The organism is Hymenobacter siberiensis, from assembly GCF_018967865.2.
Classification (GTDB): Bacteria; Bacteroidota; Bacteroidia; order Cytophagales; family Hymenobacteraceae; genus Hymenobacter; species Hymenobacter siberiensis.
The window spans coordinates 2587743-2612226 of record NZ_JAHLZY020000001.1 but is presented as its reverse complement, the minus strand read 5'-3'; the positions used below and the strand labels follow the sequence as shown (position 1 = coordinate 2612226).

Below are 24484 nucleotides of genomic sequence, written 5' to 3'. Positions count from 1 at the left end.
AGTAACTTGGTGATAAAGCACTGTAAAAAAGGGTGCTGCGTTTGGTCTGCCTCGCTTTTCTGTTATCATTCTGCTATCCGATTGCGTAAGCCCAGCGTCAGCTCCCACACCAGCACCCCGAGCGTAACTACGTATTCCAGCGCTACCAGCCACAGGTTTTCGGTGTAGGCGCTGCTGCGGTAGGCGGCGTAGGAAAGCACCGCCAGCCCGCCCCACACCAACGGAAAGCGGAAGCGCGACAGCGCCCCCAGCCCGATGAGCAGCGCGAGATACCACGGATGCACGGTAGTGGCCAGGGCATAATACGCAGTGAGCATCAGCAGCAGCGTTTGGGCCAGCGAGGCCACGGTGAGGCGGCGCTCGCGCCACGCCAGCGCCAGCCCAAGCAGGCCGCCGGTGAGCGCCAGCGCCGGGCCGATTTGGGCAATTTTGTTGTACGTAGTGAGTTGGTAGCCAATGGCCCGTACCACGTAGTAGATGCTGGCATTGAATTCGAAGCTGCGGAAATATAGGTTCAGGCTGCGGCTGATGTTGACGACCAGCGCCACCGACAGGAACGGGCTGAACAACACCAGCAGCGTGCCCGCCACCATACCCGCGTATGCCAGAAACCGCCGCCAGCCCAGTCGCCTGATGAGCAAGGGCAGCACCAGCAGCGGTATTAGCTTGGCGGCCACGCCCAGGGCCAGCGCTCCGGCCGACTTGGCCCATTGCTGCCGGCTCAGCAGCCAGATGGCCAGGAGTAGAAAGCACAGAGCCAGCGCCTCAAAGTGCAGATTGCCAGTGAGCTCCATGATGGGCAGCGGGTGCAGCAGGTAGCGCAGCGCCCGAACCCGGGGCCAGCCCATGGCGGCCAGCAACGCCAGCAGGAGCCAGGCCGTGCCGGCTTCGGCGGCTAGCATTACCAGGCGCAGGCAGGTGACAAACCCGCGCTCGGAAGCCGGAAACAGGCGGGCCGCACCCCCGAATATCGCCTGGCACACCGGCGGATATACCGAGTAGTAGTGCGGCGAGTTGAGCTGCCGGTACAGCTGCTGAAGCTCGGGCAATACCGTGTTGCGCACGCTGGCATCGGGCAGGGCGGTGCGGGCACCGTCGGCAATTATTTCATCGGGCCGAAACCGGAACGGGTTCACGCCGTGCGCTACCAGCAGGCCATCCCAGCGAAAGCGGAAAATATCGTCGGAAAAAGCCGGCGTGGCCGGCAGCCACAGCAGCCGGAACACCAGCGCCGCGCCCAGCCCCCAGCGCAGCGGTAACCGGCTGTGCAGCAGCCACGCATACGCCCCCAGTGCCACCGCAAACAAGCCCGCCAGCTGGCCAAAATCAGCCCGTGGCGTGGCAAAGGCCAGGCCCGTGTACGCCGCGCCGGCCAGCAGCAGCGCCGCAACCTGAGAACCGGAAGGCAGCTTGAGAGACAAGGGTTTCAGCGTTCTGTTAAGTAGGTAGTCAGTAGTTAGTAATCAGTAATCAGGTTTCATCTATCTAAAAAATCACTCAATTGATTTCTGTCTGACTACCGATTACTTATGACTGACTACTTATTTGTCGTCGCGGATGGAATAGTAGCAAATCGCCGCGAAGCCAATGGTGAGCAGCGAGTGAAACGGCAGCAGGCCGAAGTCGTTGAGGTAAAGGCCGGCCGCGAGGCCAAACGCGAAGTACACCGCCAATACGCCTTCCAGAATTACGAGGCCGCCCACGCCGCCGGTGCGGTAGCGCCGCTTGCGGGCGAGGCTGCCGGTGCCGGCCTTGGGCGTACGCACAAATGGGGTGCGCTTGCCCCACCAGCCCAGTACCACGGCCCGGGCATTGTGCAGCGACAGGCCCATCGAAACCGATAAAAACAGCAGGAAAAACACTGGGTAGCGCCACAGTGGCTTGGTGGGGTGGGCCAGCCGCCAGGCAGTGTAGTAGTAATAAATGAGCGGCGTAAACCCAATCAGAAATACCGAAGCCAATCGAAATACGCCCTTAAACTCCTGGTGTTGCGCCCGCACAAACACCAATGGCACGCTCAGCAGCGCCATGAGCATGATGACGATGTAGACGCTGCTGTTCAGTAAGTGGAAAGTGGCCTGGAGCTTCACCGGCAGCGGCTGCTGGGAGCGCCACATGTTGCCGAGGTGCTTGTGGGCGGTTTCGGCCGCGCCCTTGGTCCAGCGGAACTGCTGCGATTTGAGGGCGTCCATCACGGCGGGCAGCTCGGCGGGGGCCACTATTTCGGGGCGGTAGATGAAGCGCCAGCCGCGCAGCTGGGCGCGGTAGCTCAGGTCGAGGTCTTCGGTGAGGGTGTCGGTGTGCCAGCCGCCGGCATCGTCAATGCAGGCGCGCCGCCACACGCCGCCCGTGCCGTTGAAATTGATGAAAAAGCCCGCCGCCGTGCGTCCCACCTGCTCGATGAGAAAATGCGCGTTCAGCCCAAAGGCCTGCAGGCGCGTCAGCAGCGACTCGTCCTCGTTCAGATGACCCCAACGGGTTTGCACCACGCCCACTTTTTTATCCTGCAAAAAGTAGGGGATGGTGCGCCGCAGAAAATCCGGGTCGGGTACGAAATCAGCATCAAAAATGGCTACGAATTCATCCTCATTTTCTTCGAGGCCATAGCGCAGCGCGCCGGCTTTGTAGCCTTCCCGGTTGGGCCGGCACACGTGGCTGATGCGCAGGCCCTGAGCGGCGTAGTGGGCCACGCGGGCGGCGGCCAGGGCCACGGTGGCATCGATGGAGTCGTCGAGCACTTGGATGTGCAGGCGGTCGGCGGGGTAGTCGAGGGCGGCGGCGGCGTCGATGACGCGCTCCACCACATTCTGCTCGTTGTAGAGCGGCAGCTGCACTAGCACGCGGGGCCAGTGGGACGGGGCGGGCGGGGCCGGAGCTAGTCCCTTGGCGTAAGCCCGCAGGGCCAGCCGCGTGAGCTGCCACTGTCCCGCGCTAAACCCCAGGATGAACAGCAGGCACAGGGTGTACAGCACCACCAGCAAAAGGGGCAGTACCGCCATCAGAAACAAAGAATAAAGATTTGCAACACAACCAAAAAAACAGCTCCACCGACCGGGTAGACGCGGGCCGGGCCGGAAACTTACCGACCGGGAAAAATTACCAGTACTTAAAAATCGTCCACAGAATCTTGTAGCCCGCCCCAAGGGTGCCGCGCACCGTGCCCGATACCTTGCTCGTGCCGATGCGCTTGCGGTAGCGCACGGGCACTTCCACGGTGCGCAGGCCCAGGCGGGCGGCCTTCACCTGCATTTCTACGGTCCAGCCGTAAGTTTTGTCTTCCATGCTAATGCGCAGCAGGGCCGGGGCCGTCACTGCCCGGAACGGCCCCAAATCGGTGACAGTGCCGCCGTAGCGAATATTCAGCAGACGGGCGGCCAGCCAGTTGCCAAACCGCTGCTGGGGCAGGAGGGAGCCCTTTTCGCGCACGCCCAGGGCCCGCGAGCCGATGACCAGGTCGGCCTCCCCGCGCAGGAGCGGGGCCAGTAGTTCGGGCATTTGTTCGGGGAAGTCGGAATGGTCGCCATCGAGAAATACGACGATGTCGGGCTGTTCGGATTGGGGCCGGCCAAAGGCGTGGGCCATGCCGGCCAGGCAGGCGTAGCCGTAGCCGGGGCGCGGCTCGCGCAACACGGTGGCCCCGCCGGCCCGGGCCATTTCGCCGGTGTTGTCGGTCGAGTTGTTATCGACCACAATCACCTCCTGCGCCAAACCAGCCGGGATTTCGGCCAGCACCAGGCCAATGGCCCCGGCCTCGTTGTGGGCGGGAATGATAACGCTGACGCGGGGCTGGGGCATGAAGCAAATGGTATAACGGGCCACAAAGATGCCGCCGCCGCCGTAAAGCCGCACCGTGCCGCTACCTTGCGGCTGTTTTTCAACCCCCAGTAATATGCTCCAGGTAGGCCAGCCCGCTCCCGATTTCACGCTCACCACCACCTCCGGCGAAACTTTTCGCCTGGCCGACCAACGTGGCCGGCATCTGGTGCTGTACTTCTATCCGAAGGACGACACCCCCGGCTGCACGGCCGAGGCCTGCTCGTTCCGCGACCAGTACGAGGATTTCAAAGACCTCGGGGCCGAGGTTATCGGCATCAGCTCCGACAGCGAGAAGTCGCACCAGAAATTTACCCAGAAGCACCGCCTGCCCTTCGAGCTGCTGGCCGATACCGACGGGAAAGTGCGCAAGCTCTACGAAGTGCCCCGCGCCCTGCTGGGCCTGCTGCCCGGCCGCGTTACGTTTGTGATTGATAAGAATGGCATTATCCAGTACATTTTCAACTCATTGAGTGGCGCGACAGACCATGTGAGCAATGCCAAGAAAGTGCTGAAAGGGCTGCCTGCGTAACCTCAGCAAAGAGTATTTCGCACAGAGTTGCACAGAGCCAGCCTCTGTGCAACTCTGTGCGAGAAACACCAGCGGAATAATGGGTTTTGCGTAAAGAGCAACATGCCCAGTTTCCTACTGTTTCTCTGGCTGTCCCTGCTGCTGGCCGCCACCATTGCTCCGGCCCAGACTGCACCGCTCAACGCCACGCTCGACGGCTACGAATACCCCTTCTCGGTGCGCTACCTGCCCCTAAAGCTGGAAGGCCAGGCCCTGCGCATGGCCTACATGGACGAGCCGTCCACTGCCCGGCCCAATGGCCGCACGGTGGTGCTGCTCCACGGCAAAAACTTTTTCGGAGCCTACTGGCACGAGACGATAAAAACGCTGTCCGCCGTTGGTTTCCGCGTAGTAGTACCCGACCAAATTGGCTTCGGCAAGTCGGATAAGGCCGATATTCACTACTCGTTTCATCAGCTGGCCCGCAATATCAGGCAGTTGCTCGACACGCTGGGCGTGAAAAAAGCTGTTATTGTGGGGCACAGCATGGGCGGGATGCTGGCCACCCGTTTCGCCCTCCTCTACCCCGAAACCACCGAAAAGCTGGTCCTCGAAAACCCCATCGGCTTGGAGGATTACCGCGTGGGCGTGCCCTTCCAGACCGTGGACCAGGCCGAAGCCACCGAACTGAAAAGCACCGAAGCCAGCATCCGCAAATACCACGCGACCTATTATCTCAACGGCTACCCGGCGGCCCACGACCAGTGGCTGCTGCCCCTCGCCGCCCAAACCCACAGCCCCGACTTCCCCAAAGTAGCCCGTGCCAACGCCCTTACCTTCGAGATGATATATCAACAGCCGGTGAGCTACGAATTCAGCCGAATAACGGTGCCTACGCTACTCATCATCGGCCAGGATGACCGTACTGTGGTAGGCAAAGGCCTGATAAAAGACCCCAAAATCCTGGCTCAAATGGGCCAGTACCCCGCGCTGGGCCGCCGCACCGCCGCCCAAATCAAGGGCGCGAAACTGGTGGAGATTCCGAACGTGGGGCACATTTCGCATCTGGAAGCTCCGGCGCAGTTTTACAAGTCGCTGCTTGGATTTTTGGGATAGGGTTAAGTGTTGAGAACTGTTTTTATGGTATGTAAATAAACTTTCGATTATACTCGAACTACCGTTTTTGTGGATGCAGATGGCGGTCCGTAGTCATTGACTATTCCACTTTGAGCGCTTACACGGGCAATTGCGGCGGAGCCGCTAGTGCTGAACAAGCCGTTGTTCTCGCCACCTATACGAGCCAGGCAAGAACTCATGGCCCACCCACGCGTGCGCTAGTGCCTCCACTTTTGTGGGCAGTAGTACCGTGTCAACCGGCGGGGATGTGTGCGGAAAGCCACTGTCGCGAGATTCCAGACCCGCGAGTTCGTAGACCACCTTTCCCTCTTTGAACGCGGAGTCAATGCGCCCGAAGGAATCAAAATGGCCTTTGCCGCGCAGGAAGTACCCGTCACACACAAAAGAGGTTGCCGTCTTTCCCGGAAAGACCAAGCGGTGGTCTGGACTCTTCACGCCCAAGTAAAAAGTGTCGGAGCCGGCTACCAAATAGAAGTTGTCGGCTTGGCCTTGCGGGGTGGGAGAAGCAAAGACCAGCACCACGGGATGGCGGGTATAATTGGTGAGCGTGAGCCGAACAGGAAAGGACGCCAATTCCGGCAGTTGGACGCTGTCCACCGCCAGCGTCACTGCGCCGCTGTCAGGGGGAAGCAACAGGCGCGCTTGCGGGGGAGAGCACGCACCGGCCCCACACAGCAGTAGCAGCAGCCAATACCGGATTCGGCGGGTTTCCATGTTAGGGGCGGGGGCAGACAATCGCTTGCCCGGGCGTGAAAGCTTGGGTTGGACCCACGCCAAGGGGCCACTGCTTGTGGAAGGAAGCGTGTCCAAAGAGTGAAGATTTACCAGTTAACTGAAAAAAAGCTTGCAGCAAGCCTCTACAACGCACGGTGAGTTTAAGAAACTCGTTCACCTTTCAAAGTTCAGGAAATCTCGCTAAGCCATGAGTTTCGTAAACGCCGCACCCCAAACCCATACAACGCTGTTCTATTCTGAATCAGCTAGCTCAAAATCCGCAATGAATCTGCGTGAATCAATTGCGACGACTGATACCGGCCTTCGCGCGGGCCGTTTTCCAGGTTGAGCACGCCGCGGGGGCAGGCGGTGCTGCACATGCCGCAGCCCACGCACGAGGCCCGGATGATGGGCTCGCCGCGCTGGGCGTATTGCTGCACGTCGATGCCCATTTCGCACACGTTGGAGCAGTTGCCGCACGAGATGCATTGCGCGCCGTTGGTGCTGATGCGGAAGCGGGAGAAATGCTTTTGCAGCAGGCCCAGGTAGGCGGCCATGGGGCAGCCGAAGCGGCACCACACCCGCGAGCCCATCAAGGGGTAGAAGCCCACCCCGATGACCCCCGAAAACACGGCCCCGATGGCAAAGCCGTACCATTTGGCCCCAACGTTGCCGGCCTCGCCCAGTAGCGTACCGCCGGTGGCGAAGTGCACCCACAGCAGCGCCGTAATGGCAATTATCAGCCCCAGCACGGTGTAGATAATACGGACCTCCCAGCGCCAGGCGGTGCGGCTGGTATCGGCGAGGTGGCGGTAGGGGTCGCCGGCAGTTTCGGCCAGGCCGCCGCAGCCGCACACCCACGAGCAGTACCAGCGCTTGCCGTAGAAATAGGTGAGCACCGGCGTGGCCACGAACGACATCACCGCGCCCCAGAACACCATGAACACGCCCAGCGCCTGCCCATTCTGGATGAGGCTGTGCACATCACTGGGCCACAGGTACTGGTAGTGCAGCGGCCAGAAGTAGGTGAAATAAAACTCCGGCTGCTGAAAAAACTGGAGCAGCCCCGGAATCAGAAACGCAAAGCCCAACTGGAAAAACATCACCGAAGCGGTGCGGATAACCTGGTAGCGCGAGTGGCGGTATTTCCACAGCGCCCGGCCGCCCATCAGCAGTATCGCCAGCGTGTAGAACGTGCCATAGAGAAACCATTGGTCGGCTGGCTTGCCCCGCAGCGCCTGGCTGAAGCTGTCGAGCGGATGCACCAGGTTGTTGAGCAGGCCAAAATTACCCTTGCCATCATCGCCGCTGTACCAGTATAGCACCACGTAGAAGCCGGTGAGCACCAGCCCGGTAATCCAGGCAATGGCGCCGCGCCCGGTGCTGGCTCGTAGCCAAAGGTTGTCCTGCTGTACGCCCGCCGGGTGCTGGCCGTATTTCAGCCAGCTCCAGGCCAGGGTGCCGGCGCTCACCAGGCCCAGGGCCAGCCAGAACCAGGTAGTGCGGCGCGCGGGGTCGGCATCGGCCCAGGCCAGGAGCAGGGCCAGCAGGCCGCCGGCCACTACGGCCAGCGTGAGCTTTTCGGCGGGCGAAGTCGCGGGCAGGGGCGGGGAGAGAGTAGGCGTCATTATGGAAAAAGTAGAACGTAATGATATCAGGTCGTCATGCTGAGCGCAGTCGAAGCATCTCTACCGCAATACTAAACTGAGTTACTATCGCGGTAGAGATGCTTCGACTGCGCTCAGCATGACGGCCAACTTTTAATGATGGTGGTGCGGCTCGTCGGGCTTACCGAAGATGTTGATGAGCGTACCTACGAGGTAAAAGCCAGCCCAGCATACGTAGAGCCAGTTGAAGCCGGCCGGCAGGTAGCCCACGAAGAAGTGCAGAATCAAGTGCGCGCCGGCGCTCATCAGCAGGCCCGTGAGGGCGATGAACTGGAAGCTGTTGAGGGCCGAGGGACGGTATAGCTTGGAGAAATCCACGGAGGGAGAAATTGAAAATTAAAAATGAAGAATTAAAAATGGATGCATCGAAGTTGTTTAGGAAGTACCCGAAAACAGAAAGAACGTCATTCCGAGCGCAGCCGAGGAATCTCGCGTGAATCGTTGAACGACACCCAAATAACCCCGAGCGAGATTCCTCGGCTGCGCTCGGAATTACGTTCTGTTATTGTTGGAATTCCTACAGCAGCTTCATCAGCGCTACGGCGACGAACCGCCGGAAACAGAATTTTTAACTCTTCATTTTTAATTTTTAATTGAAAAAAGTCCTTTGCGCTGCTTTAGGGCCACGGGCTGCCCGGGAAACTGCCGGTTGAAGTCGGCCACAATGGCCTTTTCGTGCTGCGGAAAAAACTCGGGGTCGAAGTTGGCCGCCCCAAACTGGCTCATGACCGTGGCCACGGGCGTGCGCCCGGCAATCCACTGCTCGCATACGGCGTGGCGCAGGCGCAGGCCCAGCGCGTTGAAGCCCACCACGGCGTGCGGGGCCTCGCTCCTGAAGTATACGCGCACTGCTGCCCGGCTGCCGGGGTGCTCCCAGTAAAAGCTGGCGAGGCCGGGCGTGGGGCCGGCCGGGGCCTGGCCGTAGGTCTGGTATTCGAGGTTGAAGAACTTGGCCGAGTTGAACCAGATGCCACGCCGGTAGGGCGTGGCCTGCCCGGCAATGGTGTGGGCCACGGTTTCGCCCTGCATCCGACCGGTGTACCAAAGCTGCTCGATGGGCACCTCGCCTGCGCCGGGCTGGCGGTGCTGGGCGCAGTCGCCGGCCGCGAATACGTTGGGCACGTTGGTGCGCAGGAATTCATCGACCAGAATGCCCCGGTCGGTTTCCACGTTCGAGGTGCTGGCCAGCGCGAGGTTGGGTGTGACGCCGGTGGCCAGGCCCACCCACTGGCAGGGGATTTCCTCGCCGGCCGTGGTGACTACGGCGCGCACGCGGCCCTGGGCATCGCCCAGAATCTCGCGTAGCTCGGTCTGGTAGCGCACCGAGATGTGGTTTTCCTGGAACTGGCGGTCCACTAGGTGGGCCTCTTCGGGCGGCAGCACCGCGCCCCAGTAGCGGGCGTCGCGCACCAGCACCACGGGCTCGATGCCCCGGGTGTGCAGCATTTCGGCCAGCTCTACGCCAATGAGGCCGCCGCCCACCACCACGCCCCGGCTGATGCCGTGGGTGTCGCGGGTCATGGCTTCCAAATCGGGGAGGTTATAGAGGCCCTGCACGCCGGCCAGCTCCTGCCCGGGCCAGTCAAACAGCTTACTTTCGGAGCCGGTGGCCAGCAGCAGCTGGTCGTAGGCGAGGGTGGTGCCGTCGTCGAGGAGGAGCTGCTTTTCGGCCGTATGGAGGGCGGTGGCGGTGGCGTGCACCAGGGCGAGCCGGTTTTCCTCCCAAAACCAGTCCTCGTAGGGCTTGATGTCCTGCGCGCGCAGGTGGCCCATGTACACGTACATGAGCGCGGTGCGGGAGTAGTGGTGGGCGCTTTCGCTCGATACCAGCGTGATGCGGGCCTCGGGCTGGAGCCGGCGCACGGTGAGGGCGCACGTCACGCCGGTAATGCCGTTGCCGAGAATGACGAGGTGCATGGGCGGGGAGGTAAAAAAGTCAGGTGTCAAATGTAGCGACAAGGTAGGCCGGGCGGCGGCCCGGTGTCTTCGGCCCGGGCAGAAGCAGCGTGGAAGCAACCTGCCTCACTTACGTGAAGGAGGCCGATGCGGAGAAAATCGTGCAGCTGCCCGAAATATTCCAGCGGTATGATAGTGGCTTCAGCACCAACGGTAAAACGGGGGTGATGTATGTGAATCAGTTCCGTTAAAAATGGTCGTATTCCCACCTTGTATACCGCCGAATACTACCCCTACAACTGGATGCTGAACGACCAGAAGCGCACCGACGCCGAGACCGTGGCCAGCAAATAAGCCCCGCCCGGCGTAACGCATTGCCGGGGACTGCGTAAGCCAGAGACACTTCATCCTCTGTCTTCCCAGCTTATGATTCCCGATAATATCTCCGGCGACGGCACCGACCCCAACGAAGGCGAACACGCCGATATTGCTGAAAACAAGAAGTTTCCGAAAAACGAAGAGCTGGAAAAACAAAAAGAATACCAGCAGGAAGAGAGCAACGGCAAAGCCAGTAATGACCCAACTGCCGCCCGCAACGTGGGCCCCAACGGCTACACCCAGCGCAACAACCAGAAGGACCAGCTGGAAAACCTCCACATTGGCGGCTCCGAAACCACCCCGCAGGGCGGCAATAACCACACCACCGCCGGCGAGCAGGCCCAGGGCCCCGGCTTTGAGGCCGAAGGCAGTTACGCACTCGATAAGTTGCGCACAAAGGAGCAGAAGTTTGGCGAAAAAGCCCCCAGCGGCCCCACTAAGTCCGTCAGCGACGGCGAAGCTTCCGGCGAGTAAGGCGTTATCAGACGCGTACATGCAAAAAATGAACAGCCGGGCCGTAGCCCGCTACGACTACGGTCGGGCGGCTCCGGCCCGGCTTGCTTATGCCTTAGCCACCAATGCACTAGGCGGGCATGGGCCATTGACAGTCGCATCCAGGCCACGGCGTTAATTTACTGCCCCAAAAAAAGGGAAGCCGGGGTAGTTAACGCCGCACAAAGCTTAACTTGCGCAGCCTAATTTGGAAGGGAAGCTGTTTAGAAAGGTACTCAAACGGTCATGCAGAGCGCAGCGAAGCATGACCGTTTGAGTACCTTTTGTGACTTCCTAAACAACTCCAGGGTGTCTTTGACCAATAAAAAAATCTGCGCAAGTTTTAATCCACAGTTTACTTTTTTACGATGAATTCAGAAAATCTACCCAAGGTTGATGATGAGCCCTATAATCCAAATTTTGATGCTCAGGATGAGGACGTTATGTCGGGGGGTAATAACAAGCTCACCTATATTCTGGTAGGCATAATTCTGGCGCTGGTGCTGGGCTATGTGGTCCTGCCCAAAGGCGGCGGCAGCGGCATGGCTTCGGTCACGCCCACCTTTATGCTCGATGATGCGGCCGTGACCGCCACGGCCCCCACTGCGGCCGACAGCATTGCCGCCGGTCTCAAAGCCACCCCGGTAGTTGCCGAAGAAGAAAATACCGCTAAAACGACCACCAAAACGACCACCAAAACGACCACTGCCGCCCCGGCTGCCATGGCCGCTGCTGCGCCCGTAGTAACCGCTGCGGCCGCGCCCGTGGAAGATGCCCCGGCCCCCGCGCCCGTGGCTGCTCCTGAGCCGGCCGCGCCCACTACCGTCACCATCTCGGGCAAGATTGAGGATGAGAACGGCCGGCCGCTGGTGGGTGCCACCGTGCTGCTGAAAGGCAGCAGCAAAGGCAGCAGCACCGACGCCAACGGCAACTATACCATGGAAGTGCCCAGCGGCGACAACACGCTCATCTATGGCTACGGCGGCTACGACGACGAAGTGCTGCGCAACAGCGGCAGTAAGCCCGTGAACGTGACCCTCACGCCCCGGGCCAAAACCGGCCGCAAGCGCCGCTAAGCTTCCGGGCAAGTTATCAGTATGAAAAAAGGCCTCCCAGTGCGGGAGGCCTTTTTTTGTGCCAACGAAATAGCGGTTTGTCATTCCGACGAAGGAGGAATCGGGGTGAAAAAATAACGTGTCTTCCTCAGATTCCTCCCGCGTCGGAATGACAGAACCGGTGCTAAGCCCCGGCCTTGCCTCCGAAGCGGCGGCCAAACAGGAAGTATACCGGCAGGCCCAGCGCCACCAGGCCCAGGCCCCGGCGTGAGAATTCGGCGGTGTCGGGGGCGATGAGCAGAATGATGCAGAAGGTCGAGGCCAGCAGCACATAGAGACCCGGCACCAGCGGGTAGCCCCAGGCGCGGTAGGGGCGCGGGGCCTCGGGCCGGGTGCGGCGCAGCACGAAAATGCCGATGATGGTGACGACGTAGAACAGAATTACGGCGAACATCACGTAGTTGAGCAGCTGGCCGTAGGAGCCGCTGAGGCAGAGCAGGCAGGCCCACAGGCACTGCGCCCACAGGGCGCGGCCGGGCACGCCGGCCGCGTTCAATTGGGCCAGGCCGGGGAAGAACAGGCCGTCCTTGGCCATGGCAAAGTAGGCGCGGGAGCCGCTGAGAATGATGCCGTTATTGGCCCCGAACGTGCTGAGCATGATGAGCACGGCCATGACATAGGCGCCGGCTTTGCCCAGTACCGATTCGGCCACGGCGGTGGCCACGCGGTCGTCGGTGGCGTACTGAATGCCGCGGCCGGCCAGGGTGGCGGCCTCGGGCGCGCCGTGCAGGGGCAGCACCAGCAGGTACACGATGTTGATGAGGATGTAGAGGGCCGTGACGATGGCCGTGCCGATGGCCATGCTGCGCACCAGCGTGCGCTCTGGGTTCTGGATTTCCTCGCCCGCGAAGCCGATGTTGTTCCACGAATCGGAAGAAAACAGCGAGCCCGTCATGGCCATGCCGATGGCAATAACCAGCGAATAGCCGCTGATGGGCAGCGGCGCGGCGCTCACGCCGGGGGCCGGGTAGCGGGTGGCCGTCCAGAGGTCGGCGAAGTTGGCGGCGATGGCCTCGTGGTTCAGGCCCAGCGCCACCCCAAAGATGATGAGCAAGGCCAGCGCCACCAGCTTGGTGCTACCCAGCACGTTCTGGATAATCTTGCCGGTGCGCACGCCCTGCGCATTGAGGGCCGTGATGCCGATGATAAGGATGATAGCCAGCAGCTGCACGCTGCTAAACTCGAAGCTGCCGGCTTTAAAAAGCAGGTTCTTCACGCTGAACCAGGGCCGGAGCACGCCCGTGAACTTGGCAAAGGCCACGGCCACGGCGGCAATCACACCGGTCTGAATGACCAAGAACAGCGTCCAGCCATACAGGAAGGCGGTGAGGCGGCCGAAGGCTTCGCGCAGGTACACGTACTGCCCGCCCACCTTGGGGAACATGCTGGCCAGCTCGCCGTAGCTGATGGCCCCGGCCATGGTGATGAAACCGGTGAGCAGCCACACCACCAGCAGCCAGCCAGCGCTGCCCACCTGCCGCGCAATGTCGGCCGAAACAATGAAGATACCGGAGCCTATCATGCTGCCGGTGACCAGCATAATGGCGTCGAAAAGATTAATGGCCCGCTTGAAATGCGGTTGGTCAGGTTGAGGTTCGGTCATAAAAAAGCAGGGATTTTTGTCAAAGAAAACGAAAAGGCCCGCCGTGGAAGGCGGGCCTAGCAATTAAAAGCCGGAAAAGCGTTAAAATTCGCTGCGGTCGTACCAGCTGCGCATGCGCCACGGGTCGTTCCGATTCTTGCGCGTCAGCACCAGCCGGGCCGTGCCCGAGCCCGAAAACCGCTCGTTATCGCGCTGCTCAATGGTGAGCAGGAAGGAGCGTTCCACGCTGGCCAGCGTGTCGGAGGCCAGCGTGTCGGAGCTGGGCAGGTACTGCGTCCACTGCAGGTTGATAGAGCGGGCGGCCCGGAAGAGGCGGTAGGTGGTGTTGGCGTCCACGTCGCGGGTCCAGGAGCGGTCGAGGTTGGCGGCGAAGTCGCGGTAGGTGAACTTGAACTTCGGCGAAAGCAGCTGGCCGTAGAGGGTGGAATCGCGTAATTGGTAGGCCGACCGGAACCGGTCGAAGAAACCGCGCACGTACACGGGGTTGCCCAGCAGCTCGTTCTGGTCGGCGGGCACCTCGTCGAGGGCCGGGGCGAAAGGGTTGCACGCGGGCACCGTCAGCATGAGCACAATGCCCGAGAGCAGCACAGTGGGGCGGGACGGTAATTTCATGAGGCGAAATATACGCTTCGTTGAACGAAGATGGAAACGGTCATTCCCCTCAATGCGAGCTGAAGTATTTTTTCAAATCCGTCCAGCACAGGCCGGGGGTGGTGCGCTGGTCGCGCCAGGATACGATGCGCCACTCGTTGTTGCGGCGGCGCAGGATGAGGCGGATGTTGCCCTGCAAAAGGCCGGCACGGAAGGCCGTATCCTGCTGCGTGATTTTGAGTTGGTACAGGGCCGAAACCTCAGCTGAATCGGTGGTGTAGAGCTGGTCGCGGCGGCCGATGAGAGTGAGCGTGTTGGCGGTGCCGGTAGCCGTGCGACGGCGCAGGCTACTGAAGTAAGTGGTTTCTTCGGGCACGCTCCAGTTGGCAAACAGGGCGGGCGAGGACCCGGCGCTGGTGGGGTCGGGCACGAAGCGGTAGTCGGGCCCGCTGAAGATGCGCTCGTAGTTACCCACGTTCACGCTTTGCACGGCCGTGGTGAAGTTGGCCAGCAGAATATCAATCTGGGTGGGCTGAATCCACTCGCTGGCCGTTGCTGCGGGCTCGGGCTCGCGCAGCTGGAAGCAGGCCGGCAGCGCCAGCAGGCCCAACCTGCCCAGGAGGCGGGCCGCGTTGCCGGTTAATGCCTTGGGCCAATTATGCATAATGAAGCAGGGGAGAGGTATTCAGCAGAAAGATACGCGGTGCAGGGCGTTCTAAAAACAAGCCGGCGCGGGGCCGCCCATCGGCCAAACCGCATCCCGCCGTACTTTCGTCGCCCGTCATCCGCTGTCCCCTGCATGTCCCGAAAGCTTCTGGCGTTACTTACCACGCTGCTGTTGCTGCTCACGCTGGCCACGTACGTCTACTACCGGCGCACGCTGGCGGCCGTGCCCGTCGACCCCTACGCCCTGGTGCCCGACGATGCCGTGCTGGTCTTCAGCACCCACGACCACCCCACGCTGGTGCGCCACCTGCAGGAAACCGAGCTGTGGGACAACCTCACGGCCGTGCGCTACTTCCAGCAGGCGGCCGGCCACCTGGCCCTGGCCGACAGCCTGGCCGGCGGCAACTCCCGCCGCCGCAATGGCCTGCTCAACCTGCTGGGCCGCAAGCTGGTCATCACCTCGGTGCACGTAACGGGGCCGGGGGAGTTCGACGTGCTCTACCAGGTGCCGCTGAGCCGCGTGAGCGAGTACCGGCAGGTGCGCGGCCTGCTCGAAACCCTGGGCCGCGACGCCCGCTACCGCCTCGCCACCCGCGACTACGAAGGCCAGGAGCTGACCGTACTCACCGAGCGGCGCAGCGAGCTGAGCCTCACCGTTTTCAACTACCGCAACCACCTGCTCATCAGCACCAACGCCGGTCTGGTAGAAGCGGTGGTGCGCCGCCTGGCCCACCCCGATGCGCCCACCGTGCTGGCCAGCTTTGGCACCACCGATTTGCTGAAGCAGCGCGGCGTGGATGGCTCGCTGCTGATTAACTACCGCCGCCTGCCGCAGTTTCTCGACGTGCTATTTCGGCGCGATGCCCACGGGCAGGTCGACCAGCTCGCCGGGCTGGTGTCGCAGGGCCTGCTGGGCCTGAAGCTGGATGGTAGCCGGGCGCAGCTTCAGGGGTTTTCGAACCCCGAAACGGCCCGGGGGGCGCTCCAGCAGCGCCTGAGCGGCCAGCCGGCTCAGCCGTTGCGGCTCAGCGAGTTCATTAGCACGCGCACGGCACTGCTGCTGTACCTGGCCGCCCAGCCAGCCCGCACCTGGCCCCGGGCCGGCACGCCGCTGGTCGACTCGTTGGGGCGCAATGCGGCGCTGGACAGTCTGCGGGCCACTTTTGGGGGTGAGATGGCCATTGGCTACCTGGCCGCCGTGGCGGCGGGCAGCCGGCCGGGGCGGCTGGCGCTGGTGCGCTGCCCGGCGCCGGCGCGCACGGCCCAGTGGCTGGCCCGCCTGCGCCGCATCGAGAGCAGCTCGCCCGCCTTCACCAAAGTGGGGCCTTACGAAATTCACCCCGTCGGCTTCACCGAAGCGGAGGTGCTGGGGCCGCTGCTGGCCCCGTCCCGCCCCGGCGCGGTAGAAGTGGCGGCCAGCGCCGGCGTGCTGGTGGGCAGCTACCTCGTGCTCTCCGATGAGCTGACCCTGAACGGCTACCTGGCCGACGTGATGGCCGGCCGCACCTGGGCCCAGACCCCGGCCCAGGTATCTTTCCTGCAGGAAACATTGCCCCGTGCCCGCCTGAGCATTTTCGTGGACACGCGCAATAGTTGGAACGCCCTGCTGGGCATCCTCACCGAAGACCGCCGGGCCGGCCTGCTGCGTAACGAAGCCCTGTTCAAGCGCTTCCCGCAGTTCGCCTTCCAGCTGATGCCGGCCGAGAACGAGGCCGCGCCCGATGCGCAGTACTTTACCCAGCTGCTGCTGCGCCACCCCGACCTGGGCCCGGCCAGGGCGCAGGCCGGCGGCGCGGCGGCCAATGGCCGGGTGCTGGCCTTTCAGCATGAATTGGTGGGAATGCCCACGGTGCTGCCCGCCCTGGGTACCCGCATTCCGGCCGTGGTAGTGCAGGATTCGGCTAATACACTGCACTTTGTAAGTGCTGATAATACGGTGCTGTGGTCCGATACCCTGGCCGGGCCGGCCGTGGGACTGGCGCTGCTACCCAGCGGCGGTGGCGTGCCGGGCGGGCTGCTGCTGGGGGCTGGCCACCGCCTGCACCTGCTGGCCAACGATGGCCGCGAAGTATTACCCTTTCCCCTCAACCTGCCCGATACCGTGCACATCGCCGCGCTGCTGGCCGCCCCCGCCGGCCCCGATGCGCCCGCCCGCCTGCTGGCCCGCACCGCCGGCCACGAGCTGCGGCTGCTCGATGCCCGGGGCCACCTCTTCCCCGGCTGGCAGCCCAAGCGCCTCGATTTCCCGCTGGCCGGCGAGCCCGCGCTGCTCAGCGTGAGCGGGCGCGATGTGGTGGTGGCCCCGCTCCAGAACGGCTACGTGTACGCCTTCGATGGCCAGGGCAACCTGTTCCCGGGCTTTCCGCTGAGCCTGGGGGCGCGGCTGGCCGGCAACCTGCTGGTGCAGGCCGGCACCACCCTGGGCCGCACCCACCTCACCGCCGTAAACCAGCACGGCGAGTTGGTTACGTTCACGCTCAGCGGCGACATCCTGACCCGCCGCCGGGTGGCTACCTGGAGCCGCACGGCGCGCTTTCACTTGGTGCCCGATGCCCGGGGCCGCAGCTTCGTGGTTACCCGCGAAGATGGCAACCAGCTCGATGTGTATCTGCCCAATCAGGCGGCCCCGCTGCTCACCCAGCGCTTCGTAACCTCGGGCGAGATGCCGGTGCAGCTCTTTGATTTTGGCAATGGCCGGCTGCTGGTGGCCGTTACGGAGCCCGGTCCGGGCCAGGTGTACCTCTACAATGGTAAGGGCCGGCTGCTGGGCGATGCGCCGCTACCCAGCACCGGCACCGGCATAGGCCTCAGCTACGACGCCACCACGGATGCGTACCAGCTGGTCCGCATTGTGGGCCGTGAGCTGCGCCGCACCGAGCTGAAACTGGCGCAGTAGGGTGCGGGGGCAAATGAAGCAGAACGTCATGCTGAGCTTGCCGAAGCATCTCTACCTCAATACTAAAATTGATTTACTGCTACGGTAGAGATGCTTCGACAAGCTCAGCATGACGTTTTGGTAAATAAAAAAGTATGACTTCTTCCGCCCGCACCGGCCTTGTGGTCGGCAAGTTCTGGCCGCCCCACCGGGGCCACCAGCTACTGCTTGAAATCGCTGCCGCCCAGGTCGCCGAGTTGTTGGTGCTGGTATATGCCCGCCCAGATCCTGAAACGATGCCCGCGCCCGTGCGCGCCCAGTGGCTGCGCGAGCTGTATCGGGGCGATAAGCTGGTTGATGGGCCGCGTATTGGCAGTACGCCATTGCGCATCTTCGCTCTCACCGCCGAGGCCGACGGTGTGCCGCCCGATGCCGCCGACGATACTACCCAGCGCGAGTTTGTGCGCCAGTGGCTGGCCCGGCAGGGCCTGGCAGTGGATGTGGTTTTCAGCGGCGAGAACTACGGGCCGGGCTTCGCCGCGTATTTGGGCGTGGCCCACGTCGCCGTGGATAATGCCCGCCAGCTGGTGCCCGTATCGGGCACGCTGGTACGCAACAATCCGGTAGCATATGCCCGTCACCTGCACCCATTAGTAGCCGCGCAGCTGGGCGTGGTGCCGCCCACTGAGGTGCCGCGCGTGGTATTTCTGGGAGCCGAAAGCAGCGGCAAATCGACATTGTGCGCGGCGCTGGCCGAGGCCTGCGGTACCGTGTGGGTGCCCGAATACGGTCGCACCCTGCACGAGGAGAAAACCGGCAATCTTGATTACGAGGACCTGCTCTACATTGCCCGCCGCCACGCCGAGCTGGAGGACGAAGCTGCCGTCCAGGCCCACGGCGTGCTATTCTGCGATACCAACGCGGCCACCACGGCACTGTATTCCTACTACTATTTCCATCGTTGCGACCCGGCCCTGCAAGCCATGACGGCCGTGTGCGGGCAGCGCTATGCCCACACCTTCGTGTGCACCCCCACCGTGCCCTTCGAGCAGGACGGCTGGCGCGGCCCCGAGGCACTCCGCAGCTTCCAGCACGGCATGATACTGATGCAGCTGGACTACTTGGGCATCGCTTACACGCTGGTGGAAGGGACGGTAGCGGAAAGGGTGGCGCAGGTGCGGAGTCATTTATCAATTAACATTTAACAGCCGTTCAACGGAGCATTTCTGGCTCGTTGAACGGCTGTTAAATGTTAATTGATAAATGTTAAATGAAAACCTACCGATTCGTCAGCCAGCCCTTGCGGTAGAAGTAGTAGAGCTGCATGGCCACTACGCTAAACATCACCAGCAGCACCATGGGGTAGCCCCAGGGGCTGTAGAGCTCGGGCATGTTGCGGGGCAGTATATGGCCGTGCTCGTCTACGTGCTGGAAGTTCATGCCATAAAGGCCTACCACGAAGCTGAGGGGAATGAAAATGGTGCTGATGATGGTGAGCACCTTCATTACCTCGTTCATGCGGTTGCCTTGGTCCGACATATACAGGTCGGTGAGCGAAGAGATGTTGTCGCGGTAGCTTTCGGCCAGGTCCAGGGCCTGAATGGCGTGGTCGTAGGCATCGCGGTAAAATATTTTGAGGGTTTCGGGCATGATTTCCTCGGGCAGGCGCAGGATTTCCGCGATTTTATCGCGCTCCGGGTACACCAGCCGGCGGAAGCGCACCACATCCTTCTTAATGCGCAGGATGCGGTTGAGTAGGCGGCGCGGGCGCTGGTCGGCAAAAATGGCTTCCTCCAGGTCCTCGATGTAGTCGCCGATGGCGGCCATGGTAGGGTAGTAGTGGTCGAGCACCACGTCGGTGAGGGCGTAGGCCAGGTAGAGCACCGGCTGGCGACGCAGGTTGCTGAAATTGGCCCGGATGCGGGTGCGCAGCGAGTCGAGGCAATCGTCGTAGTCGTCCTGAAACGTGAGCACGTAGTTCGGGCCGGTGAAGATGGAAAGCTGGTCGTCGTCGATTTCCAGGCTGCGGGTGAAGTCGGTCATGCGCGACACCATGAACAGGCGGTTATCGTCGAAAACGTCGATTTTGGCCCTTTGGTAATCGTTCAGTACATCTTCCATCTGCAGCGGGTGCAGGCCGAAATCCTGCATCATGCGCTCAATGAGGGCTAAATTGCCGTAGCCGCGCACGTCAATCCAGTGCTTGAGCTCGGAGTGTTGGCGCAGCTGGTCGAGCAGCTCGTCGTAGCGGTCGGTGTATTCGGCTTCGGTGAAGTTGCCGTCGCTGTACGACATCAGAAATAGGCGTGGCTTGAGGGCCCCGGGACGAATGTTGAGCGTGCCGGGGCGCTGGCCCACCTGCTGCTCGCGGGCCAGCCGGGTGGCCTCCCGGTCGGCGATACTGTACGGGGCTGCCCCGGCGGGCTCGGTGAGCGCCGGCGAGCGGTTGGGCGCGGCCTGGGGAGAAGAGCTGAGAGGATTCATGCAGCGGGGAAGAAGCGAAAGCAAGGCGCAATTTCGGCCCTTACGCGTGGCGATGCGATGAAGATGTCTTCATTGGGCCGGCAGCAGGCGCGTAGGCGAAGCGTGGGGCAGTGCCGGGCACTCATTCTGTGCCGTACTTTGCCGGGAAAGCCACACGTTTAAGCGTTGAAAAGTACGGATTCTCTGGTTGCAATGGAAGCGGGTGCGATGGGCCGCGCGGCGGCGCTGGTTGTAGCCGTGGCCGAAAGCGGCCCCTTCGGCCCGGCCGAGCCCCGGCTGCCGCTGGCCTTCGAGTCGTTTCTGTACCTGCGGCCCGCGCACCAGGCCCTGCAGGCGGCGGCCGGCCCAGTGCTCAGCTTTTACCTTGAAGACCCCGCCGCCGGCCGCACCGTGGCGCAGTTGCACGTAGCCTTCGACGCAGCCGCGGGCGCGGCCCACAGCCCCGCGCAGGCCCCTTTTGGCGCCATGCAGCTGGCTCCCGGCCTGCCGCTGGCCGCCCTGCACCTGTTGCTGAATGCCGCCGAAACCGCGCTGCGCCAACGGAGCGTGCGCCGGCTGGCCCTGCGCGGCTACCCCTTTGCCTACGACCCCGCCGGGGCCGCTACGCTGGCCGAGGCCCTGCGCCAGCGCCACTACCGCGTGGCCCTGGCCGAGCAGAACTACTACCTCGACCCCACCCGCGACTACGAAGCCCACCTGCACCCTTCCGAGCGCCGACGGTTGCACAAGTGCCGCCGTGCCGGCCTGCACTTCGAGCAGGAGCCGCCGTTTCTGCTGCCGGCGGCCTACGCGTTTATCCAGGCCTGCCGGCAGGAGCGGGGACAGGAGCTGTCGCTGCCCCTGGCGCGGGTGCAGGAGCTGTTTCGGCGCTTCCCAAAGGAGCATTTCCTATTCTCGGTGCGTCAGGCCGATGGGGAGTGGGCGGCCCTCACCGTTGCTATTCAGGTTGATAAGCAGGTGCTGTATAATTTCTACCCGGCCAGCCCGCTGCGCTGCAATTCCTTCAGCCCCGTCGTGCTGCTGAATGAGGGCCTGCACGCCTTCGCCCGGGCCAGCGACATGGCGGTGCTCGACCTCGGTACTTCTACGCTGGATACCGGGCCGAATGTCTCGCTGCTGCGGTTCAAGCGGCATTTGGGCGGCGTGGCGGGGTTGCGGCTGAGCTGGGCGCGGGAGCTGTAGGGAGTAAGGAGGGGAGTAGTTTCCGTTCTTTGCGCTTCTATGCCCACTACTGCTCCCATTAAATCTCCCATCCGGCACTTTGTGCGGGGCTCGCTGGGCACGGGCGTGGCGGTGGCGGCGCGGGCGGCGGGCTCACTCATCGTCAACAAGCTGTTTGCCACGTATGCGCCGGCCGGCGGGCTCACCCTACTGGCCCAGTTTCAGAACCTGATGGCCCTGCTCACCACCCTGCCTTACGATGGCGTGCAGGTGGGCCTGGTGAAGTACCTCGCGCCGCTGCGGCCGGGCAGTCCGCGCTACCGTGCCTGGCTGGGCGCGGCCACCGTGCTGAACGCGGCGGCGCTGCTGGCCGGGGGCGGGGTGCTGGCTGCGCGGGGTCTGCTGGGCTGGGGGTGGTGCAGCCTGGTGGTGTTCATGCTGGGTATTTCGTTGATTACCGGCCAGGCGCTGCTGGGCTCGGCGCTGCTGGCGGCGGGGCGGTTGCGGGCTTATATCGGCCTTTCGGTGACGCTGGCCGTGCTGGGCACTGCCGCTACAGCTGCCACGCTGCTGGGCGGCTGGCCGCTGCGGGTGGTGCTGCTGGCTTACCTGGTGGCGCAGGGCCTCACGCTGCTGCCGGCGCTGGGACTGGCGGCGCGGGCCGGGCTGCTGCGGCACTTGCGGCCGGCAGCGCCCGTCAGCCGGCTGGCGCTGCGGCGGCTCAGCCAGTTCCTGCTGATGGCCGTGAGCACGCTACTCTTCGGCAAGGCCGTGGACTACATGCTGCGCGACTACCTGCTGGCCACCTTCGGCCCGGCCCGCACCGATTTGTGGCAGGCCGTGGCCAAGCTGTCGGACAACTACACCATGGTATTTGGGGCGGTGATGAGCAGTGTATTCTATCCCCGGCTGGCGGCTATGGCGGGCCAGCCGCTGGCGGCGCGGCGCTACCTGCGCGGCGTGCTGGCGCTGCTGGCTCCCGTACTGGCCGTGGGCCTGGGGCTGATATACTTGTGCCGCGACTGGCTGCTGCCGCTGCTGTTTGCGCCCCGGCTGCTGGAGGCGCGGGTGTTTCTGGCCCCGCAGCTGCTCGGCGACTGGGCCAAGCTGCTGAGCTGGCTGTTCATTTTCCAGCTCACGGCCCGGGCGCGTACGGGGCCGTACGTGGCGGTGCAGGCGGGCTCGGCGGCGGTGTTTGCGGTGCTGCTGGTGCTGCTGCTGCCGCGCCTGGGCCTGGCCGGCGTGGTGTGGGCGCACGCAGTGCGGTATGGGTTGCTGCTGCTGGCGTGCGGCATGCTGCACCTGATGAAGGGAAATAAGTAGTCAGTCATCAGTAATCGGTAGTAAGACAGAAATAAATTGACTGATTTTTAGATAGATGAAATCCCATTGCTGATTACTTATTACTGACTACCTACTCAAGTCTTATACGTCGATGTGCCGGCCAGCCATTGACTTTGTAAGTCGTTGGTGAATTAATCTTGTGCTTCCGTTTGCCGCCTGTCTTTTCATGCCCAATTCCTCATTCTTCATTCCTCATTCTCCATTAAGCGAAGCGCCCGGCGTCAGCATTATCGCGCTGAGCCACAACCACGCGCCGTTTCTGCGCGAGGCGCTTGATTCCGTTCTGGCCCAAACCTATCCGCACCTGGATGTATGGCTCGTGGACGATGCCAGCACCGATGGCAGTCCCGACATCCTGCGCGAATACGCCGCCCGCCACCCCACCTGGCACCTGCTGCTACTATCCGAAAACGTGGGCAACTGCCGCGCCTTCAACACCGCCTTTTTTCAAAGTGAAGGCGAGCTCGTGATTGACTTTGCCACCGATGACGTGCTGCTGCCGGCGCGGGTGGCACTGCAGGTAGCGCAGTTTCAGGCCGCCGCCGCAGTAGTAGGCATGGTGTATTCCAATTGCGAGCTGATTGACGAAGCCGGCCGCTCGCTGGGCCTGCACCACCGGCCCAACGGCCCCAACCAGCTGCGCCCCGCGCCCGCCAGCGGCTGGGTCTTTGCCGAGGTGCTGCGGCGCTACTTCATCAGCACGCCCACCATGATGATGCGCCGCGCCTGCCTCCAAAGCCTGGGTGGCTACGACGACACCCTGGCCTACGAGGACTTCGATTTCTGGGTGCGGGCCAGCCGCGACTGGCAGTTTCTGTACCTCGACGAAGTGACCACCCGCAAGCGCAGGCACCCGCGGAGCATGAGCGCCAAGGCCTACCAGCGCCACGACCCCTACCTGGCCTCCACCATCCGCGTCTGCACCAAAGCCCTGGCCCTGGCCCGCACCCCCGCCGAGCGTGCCGCCCTGGCCGTGCGCCTGCGCTGGGAGCTGCGCCAGGCCGTGCGCCGCCACCGCTACGCCGAAGCGCGTACCCTGAGCCAACTGCTGGGCCAAACCATCCGCCTCACGCTCCTCGACCGCGCACTGGCCGCGTGGAGTAGGCTGTTGGCGTAGATTCCCTGTTAATTTTGACGATTCCAATCCAAACTTCTACCGCGAGCCCTACCCCGCCATGAATCCGACCGACCCGGCCGCCGATGCCATGCCCTTCGACCATCTGCACCTCGATGGGCAGCCTCTGGCCTACCGGGTAGAGGGGGCGCCCGTGGCCGTGGCCAGCGAGCAGGTGCTGCTGGCCCACGACACCGACCTGAGTGCCCGCGCACCGTGGGCGGCGGCAGGCTTTGCCGTGGTGCCGGGCCTGTCCGGTGCCGCCCAACGGCAGCTGCAAGCGGGCCTGGCCGAGCTGTTGCGCGAAGCCCTGCGGGCCGCCGGCTGCCCCGTTGCCCCCGATTTCGACATCACGCAATACCACCACGCCGTGGGCGACGACGCTGCCCGCCACCTGGCCGTCATCGCCCAAACCAAAGCCTACGACCTGGCCCGCCTGCCCGTGGCCCCGGCCCTGCTGGAGCAGCTGGTGAGCGCGGCCTGCGGCCAACAAGTGCAGGCGCACAACCCGAACGTGAACGAGGCCGTGTTCCACCTGCGCATAGTGCGGCCCCACCGCTCCGACCAAAATCCTCTGCACCGCGACGCCTGGCTGCCGCGCTACCGCAACGCCCTGAACATTTACCTGCCCGTGGCGGGCAGCACCGCGCAGTCGTCGCTGGTGCTGGTGCCCGGCAGCCACCACTGGCCCGAAAGCGCCGTGGAGCGCACAGCCGGCGGGGCCATTTACCACGGCGTGGCCTACACGGTGCCCGGCGTGCTACGCCCGGTGCGCCCGCTGCACCCCCTGCGCCCCAACCCCGGCCCCGACGAGGTACTGGTGTTTTCGCCCTACCTCCTGCACGGGGCCGCCGCCAACCTCAACGCCGATGCCACCCGGGTGTCGCTCGAAATGCGCTTCTGGCCCGCCTGATGCCGCCGAA

General features: G+C 63.2%; 22 protein-coding genes. 11 read left to right on the top strand and 11 right to left on the bottom strand.

Features of this window, described 5'->3' with window-relative positions; genetic code table 11:
* Positions 1-65: 65 nt before the first annotated feature.
* From KQ659_RS11610 to KQ659_RS11600, 3 genes are all read right to left on the bottom strand, one after another.
* Positions 66-1421: a hypothetical protein gene (locus tag KQ659_RS11610; RefSeq protein ID WP_216688648.1), complete on the bottom strand. Its 1356-nt coding sequence runs from the start codon at positions 1419-1421 to the stop codon at positions 66-68.
* Between the two features lie 120 nt (positions 1422-1541).
* Complete coding sequence (locus KQ659_RS11605) at positions 1542-2999, bottom strand: cellulose synthase family protein (RefSeq protein WP_216688649.1); 1458 nt, start codon at positions 2997-2999, stop codon at positions 1542-1544.
* A 97-nt stretch (positions 3000-3096) separates the two neighbouring features.
* Positions 3097-3795, bottom strand: coding sequence for a glycosyltransferase family 2 protein (locus KQ659_RS11600; RefSeq protein ID WP_216688650.1), 699 nt, complete (start codon positions 3793-3795; stop codon positions 3097-3099).
* 94 nt (positions 3796-3889) lie between these two features.
* On the opposite strand from KQ659_RS11600, the gene KQ659_RS11595 reads away from it, so the two are divergent.
* On the top strand, positions 3890-4345 hold the full coding sequence (locus tag KQ659_RS11595; RefSeq protein ID WP_216688651.1) for a peroxiredoxin: 456 nt from the start codon (positions 3890-3892) through the stop codon (positions 4343-4345).
* Positions 4346-4447: 102 nt separating this feature from the next.
* Entirely contained in the window at positions 4448-5440 is a 993-nt protein-coding gene (locus KQ659_RS11590; protein ID WP_216688652.1) for an alpha/beta fold hydrolase, read from the top strand.
* Between the two features lie 144 nt (positions 5441-5584).
* On the opposite strand, the gene KQ659_RS11585 is transcribed toward KQ659_RS11590, so the two are convergent.
* The 4 genes from KQ659_RS11585 to KQ659_RS11570 all read right to left on the bottom strand — a co-directional run bounded on the left by KQ659_RS11585 (position 5585) and on the right by KQ659_RS11570 (position 9759).
* Positions 5585-6175 carry a hypothetical protein gene (locus KQ659_RS11585; protein WP_216688653.1) on the bottom strand — a complete coding sequence of 197 codons (591 nt, stop codon included), beginning with the start codon at positions 6173-6175 and terminating at the stop codon, positions 5585-5587.
* Positions 6176-6441: 266 nt separating this feature from the next.
* Positions 6442-7803 (bottom strand): 4Fe-4S binding protein, encoded by a 1362-nt coding sequence (locus KQ659_RS11580; protein WP_216688654.1) that lies wholly within the window; start codon positions 7801-7803, stop codon positions 6442-6444.
* 132 nt (positions 7804-7935) lie between these two features.
* Positions 7936-8160, bottom strand: coding sequence for a hypothetical protein (locus KQ659_RS11575; RefSeq protein ID WP_216688655.1), 225 nt, complete (start codon positions 8158-8160; stop codon positions 7936-7938).
* A 264-nt stretch (positions 8161-8424) separates the two neighbouring features.
* Positions 8425-9759 (bottom strand): NAD(P)/FAD-dependent oxidoreductase, encoded by a 1335-nt coding sequence (locus KQ659_RS11570; protein ID WP_216688656.1) that lies wholly within the window; start codon positions 9757-9759, stop codon positions 8425-8427.
* A gap of 89 nt (positions 9760-9848) precedes the next feature.
* Between KQ659_RS11570 and KQ659_RS11565 the strand changes: the two genes are divergently transcribed.
* The 3 genes from KQ659_RS11565 to KQ659_RS11555 all read left to right on the top strand — a co-directional run bounded on the left by KQ659_RS11565 (position 9849) and on the right by KQ659_RS11555 (position 11684).
* Positions 9849-9989, top strand: coding sequence for a hypothetical protein (locus KQ659_RS11565; protein WP_216688657.1), 141 nt, complete (start codon positions 9849-9851; stop codon positions 9987-9989).
* Positions 9990-10164: 175 nt separating this feature from the next.
* Positions 10165-10590 carry a hypothetical protein gene (locus KQ659_RS11560; protein WP_226915547.1) on the top strand — a complete coding sequence of 142 codons (426 nt, stop codon included), beginning with the start codon at positions 10165-10167 and terminating at the stop codon, positions 10588-10590.
* A 386-nt stretch (positions 10591-10976) separates the two neighbouring features.
* Positions 10977-11684 (top strand): carboxypeptidase-like regulatory domain-containing protein, encoded by a 708-nt coding sequence (locus KQ659_RS11555; protein WP_216688658.1) that lies wholly within the window; start codon positions 10977-10979, stop codon positions 11682-11684.
* Between the two features lie 163 nt (positions 11685-11847).
* Here KQ659_RS11555 and KQ659_RS11550 read toward each other — a convergent pair whose 3' ends face one another.
* The 3 genes from KQ659_RS11550 to KQ659_RS11540 form a co-directional block, all read right to left on the bottom strand.
* Positions 11848-13326 carry an APC family permease gene (locus KQ659_RS11550; RefSeq protein WP_216688659.1) on the bottom strand — a complete coding sequence of 493 codons (1479 nt, stop codon included), beginning with the start codon at positions 13324-13326 and terminating at the stop codon, positions 11848-11850.
* Between the two features lie 81 nt (positions 13327-13407).
* On the bottom strand, positions 13408-13938 hold the full coding sequence (locus tag KQ659_RS11545; protein ID WP_216688660.1) for a hypothetical protein: 531 nt from the start codon (positions 13936-13938) through the stop codon (positions 13408-13410).
* Positions 13939-13987: 49 nt separating this feature from the next.
* Positions 13988-14581, bottom strand: coding sequence for a hypothetical protein (locus tag KQ659_RS11540; protein ID WP_216688661.1), 594 nt, complete (start codon positions 14579-14581; stop codon positions 13988-13990).
* Positions 14582-14716: 135 nt separating this feature from the next.
* Between KQ659_RS11540 and KQ659_RS11535 the strand changes: the two genes are divergently transcribed.
* Positions 14717-17479: a hypothetical protein gene (locus KQ659_RS11535; protein WP_216688662.1), complete on the top strand. Its 2763-nt coding sequence runs from the start codon at positions 14717-14719 to the stop codon at positions 17477-17479.
* A gap of 134 nt (positions 17480-17613) precedes the next feature.
* Positions 17614-18663: an AAA family ATPase gene (locus tag KQ659_RS11530; protein ID WP_216688663.1), complete on the top strand. Its 1050-nt coding sequence runs from the start codon at positions 17614-17616 to the stop codon at positions 18661-18663.
* 73 nt (positions 18664-18736) lie between these two features.
* On the opposite strand, the gene corA is transcribed toward KQ659_RS11530, so the two are convergent.
* On the bottom strand, positions 18737-19942 hold the full coding sequence (corA, locus tag KQ659_RS11525; RefSeq protein ID WP_216688664.1) for a magnesium/cobalt transporter CorA: 1206 nt from the start codon (positions 19940-19942) through the stop codon (positions 18737-18739).
* Positions 19943-20134: 192 nt separating this feature from the next.
* Between corA and KQ659_RS11520 the strand changes: the two genes are divergently transcribed.
* From KQ659_RS11520 to KQ659_RS11505, 4 genes are all read left to right on the top strand, one after another.
* Complete coding sequence (locus KQ659_RS11520) at positions 20135-21124, top strand: hypothetical protein (RefSeq protein ID WP_216688665.1); 990 nt, start codon at positions 20135-20137, stop codon at positions 21122-21124.
* Positions 21125-21163: 39 nt separating this feature from the next.
* A complete protein-coding gene (locus KQ659_RS11515) occupies positions 21164-22426 on the top strand; it encodes an MATE family efflux transporter (protein ID WP_216688666.1) in 1263 nt (420 codons plus the stop codon).
* A gap of 187 nt (positions 22427-22613) precedes the next feature.
* Positions 22614-23564 carry a glycosyltransferase gene (locus KQ659_RS11510; RefSeq protein ID WP_216688667.1) on the top strand — a complete coding sequence of 317 codons (951 nt, stop codon included), beginning with the start codon at positions 22614-22616 and terminating at the stop codon, positions 23562-23564.
* A 58-nt stretch (positions 23565-23622) separates the two neighbouring features.
* The gene (locus KQ659_RS11505) at positions 23623-24474 is read left to right on the top strand and encodes a phytanoyl-CoA dioxygenase family protein (protein WP_216688668.1); all 852 of its coding nucleotides are present in this window, start codon (positions 23623-23625) and stop codon (positions 24472-24474) included.
* Positions 24475-24484: the final 10 nt, after the last annotated feature.

What these genes read in the sequence shown, in the direction of transcription:
- KQ659_RS11540 (WP_216688661.1), bottom strand. Translation starts at nt 14,581, where the DNA reads ATGCATAATTGGCCCAAGGCATTAACCGGCAACGCGGCCCGCCTCCTG.
- KQ659_RS11505 (WP_216688668.1), top strand. Translation starts at nt 23,623, where the DNA reads ATGAATCCGACCGACCCGGCCGCCGATGCCATGCCCTTCGACCATCTG.
- KQ659_RS11560 (WP_226915547.1), top strand. Translation starts at nt 10,165, where the DNA reads ATGATTCCCGATAATATCTCCGGCGACGGCACCGACCCCAACGAAGGC.
- KQ659_RS11585 (WP_216688653.1), bottom strand. Translation starts at nt 6,175, where the DNA reads ATGGAAACCCGCCGAATCCGGTATTGGCTGCTGCTACTGCTGTGTGGG.
- KQ659_RS11605 (WP_216688649.1), bottom strand. Translation starts at nt 2,999, where the DNA reads ATGGCGGTACTGCCCCTTTTGCTGGTGGTGCTGTACACCCTGTGCCTG.
- corA (WP_216688664.1), bottom strand. Translation starts at nt 19,942, where the DNA reads ATGAATCCTCTCAGCTCTTCTCCCCAGGCCGCGCCCAACCGCTCGCCG.
- KQ659_RS11510 (WP_216688667.1), top strand. Translation starts at nt 22,614, where the DNA reads ATGCCCAATTCCTCATTCTTCATTCCTCATTCTCCATTAAGCGAAGCG.
- KQ659_RS11600 (WP_216688650.1), bottom strand. Translation starts at nt 3,795, where the DNA reads ATGCCCCAGCCCCGCGTCAGCGTTATCATTCCCGCCCACAACGAGGCC.
- KQ659_RS11570 (WP_216688656.1), bottom strand. Translation starts at nt 9,759, where the DNA reads ATGCACCTCGTCATTCTCGGCAACGGCATTACCGGCGTGACGTGCGCC.
- KQ659_RS11595 (WP_216688651.1), top strand. Translation starts at nt 3,890, where the DNA reads ATGCTCCAGGTAGGCCAGCCCGCTCCCGATTTCACGCTCACCACCACC.
- KQ659_RS11520 (WP_216688665.1), top strand. Translation starts at nt 20,135, where the DNA reads ATGGAAGCGGGTGCGATGGGCCGCGCGGCGGCGCTGGTTGTAGCCGTG.
- KQ659_RS11515 (WP_216688666.1), top strand. Translation starts at nt 21,164, where the DNA reads ATGCCCACTACTGCTCCCATTAAATCTCCCATCCGGCACTTTGTGCGG.
- KQ659_RS11530 (WP_216688663.1), top strand. Translation starts at nt 17,614, where the DNA reads ATGACTTCTTCCGCCCGCACCGGCCTTGTGGTCGGCAAGTTCTGGCCG.
- KQ659_RS11545 (WP_216688660.1), bottom strand. Translation starts at nt 13,938, where the DNA reads ATGAAATTACCGTCCCGCCCCACTGTGCTGCTCTCGGGCATTGTGCTC.
- KQ659_RS11555 (WP_216688658.1), top strand. Translation starts at nt 10,977, where the DNA reads ATGAATTCAGAAAATCTACCCAAGGTTGATGATGAGCCCTATAATCCA.
- KQ659_RS11580 (WP_216688654.1), bottom strand. Translation starts at nt 7,803, where the DNA reads ATGACGCCTACTCTCTCCCCGCCCCTGCCCGCGACTTCGCCCGCCGAA.
- KQ659_RS11590 (WP_216688652.1), top strand. Translation starts at nt 4,448, where the DNA reads ATGCCCAGTTTCCTACTGTTTCTCTGGCTGTCCCTGCTGCTGGCCGCC.
- KQ659_RS11535 (WP_216688662.1), top strand. Translation starts at nt 14,717, where the DNA reads ATGTCCCGAAAGCTTCTGGCGTTACTTACCACGCTGCTGTTGCTGCTC.
- KQ659_RS11550 (WP_216688659.1), bottom strand. Translation starts at nt 13,326, where the DNA reads ATGACCGAACCTCAACCTGACCAACCGCATTTCAAGCGGGCCATTAAT.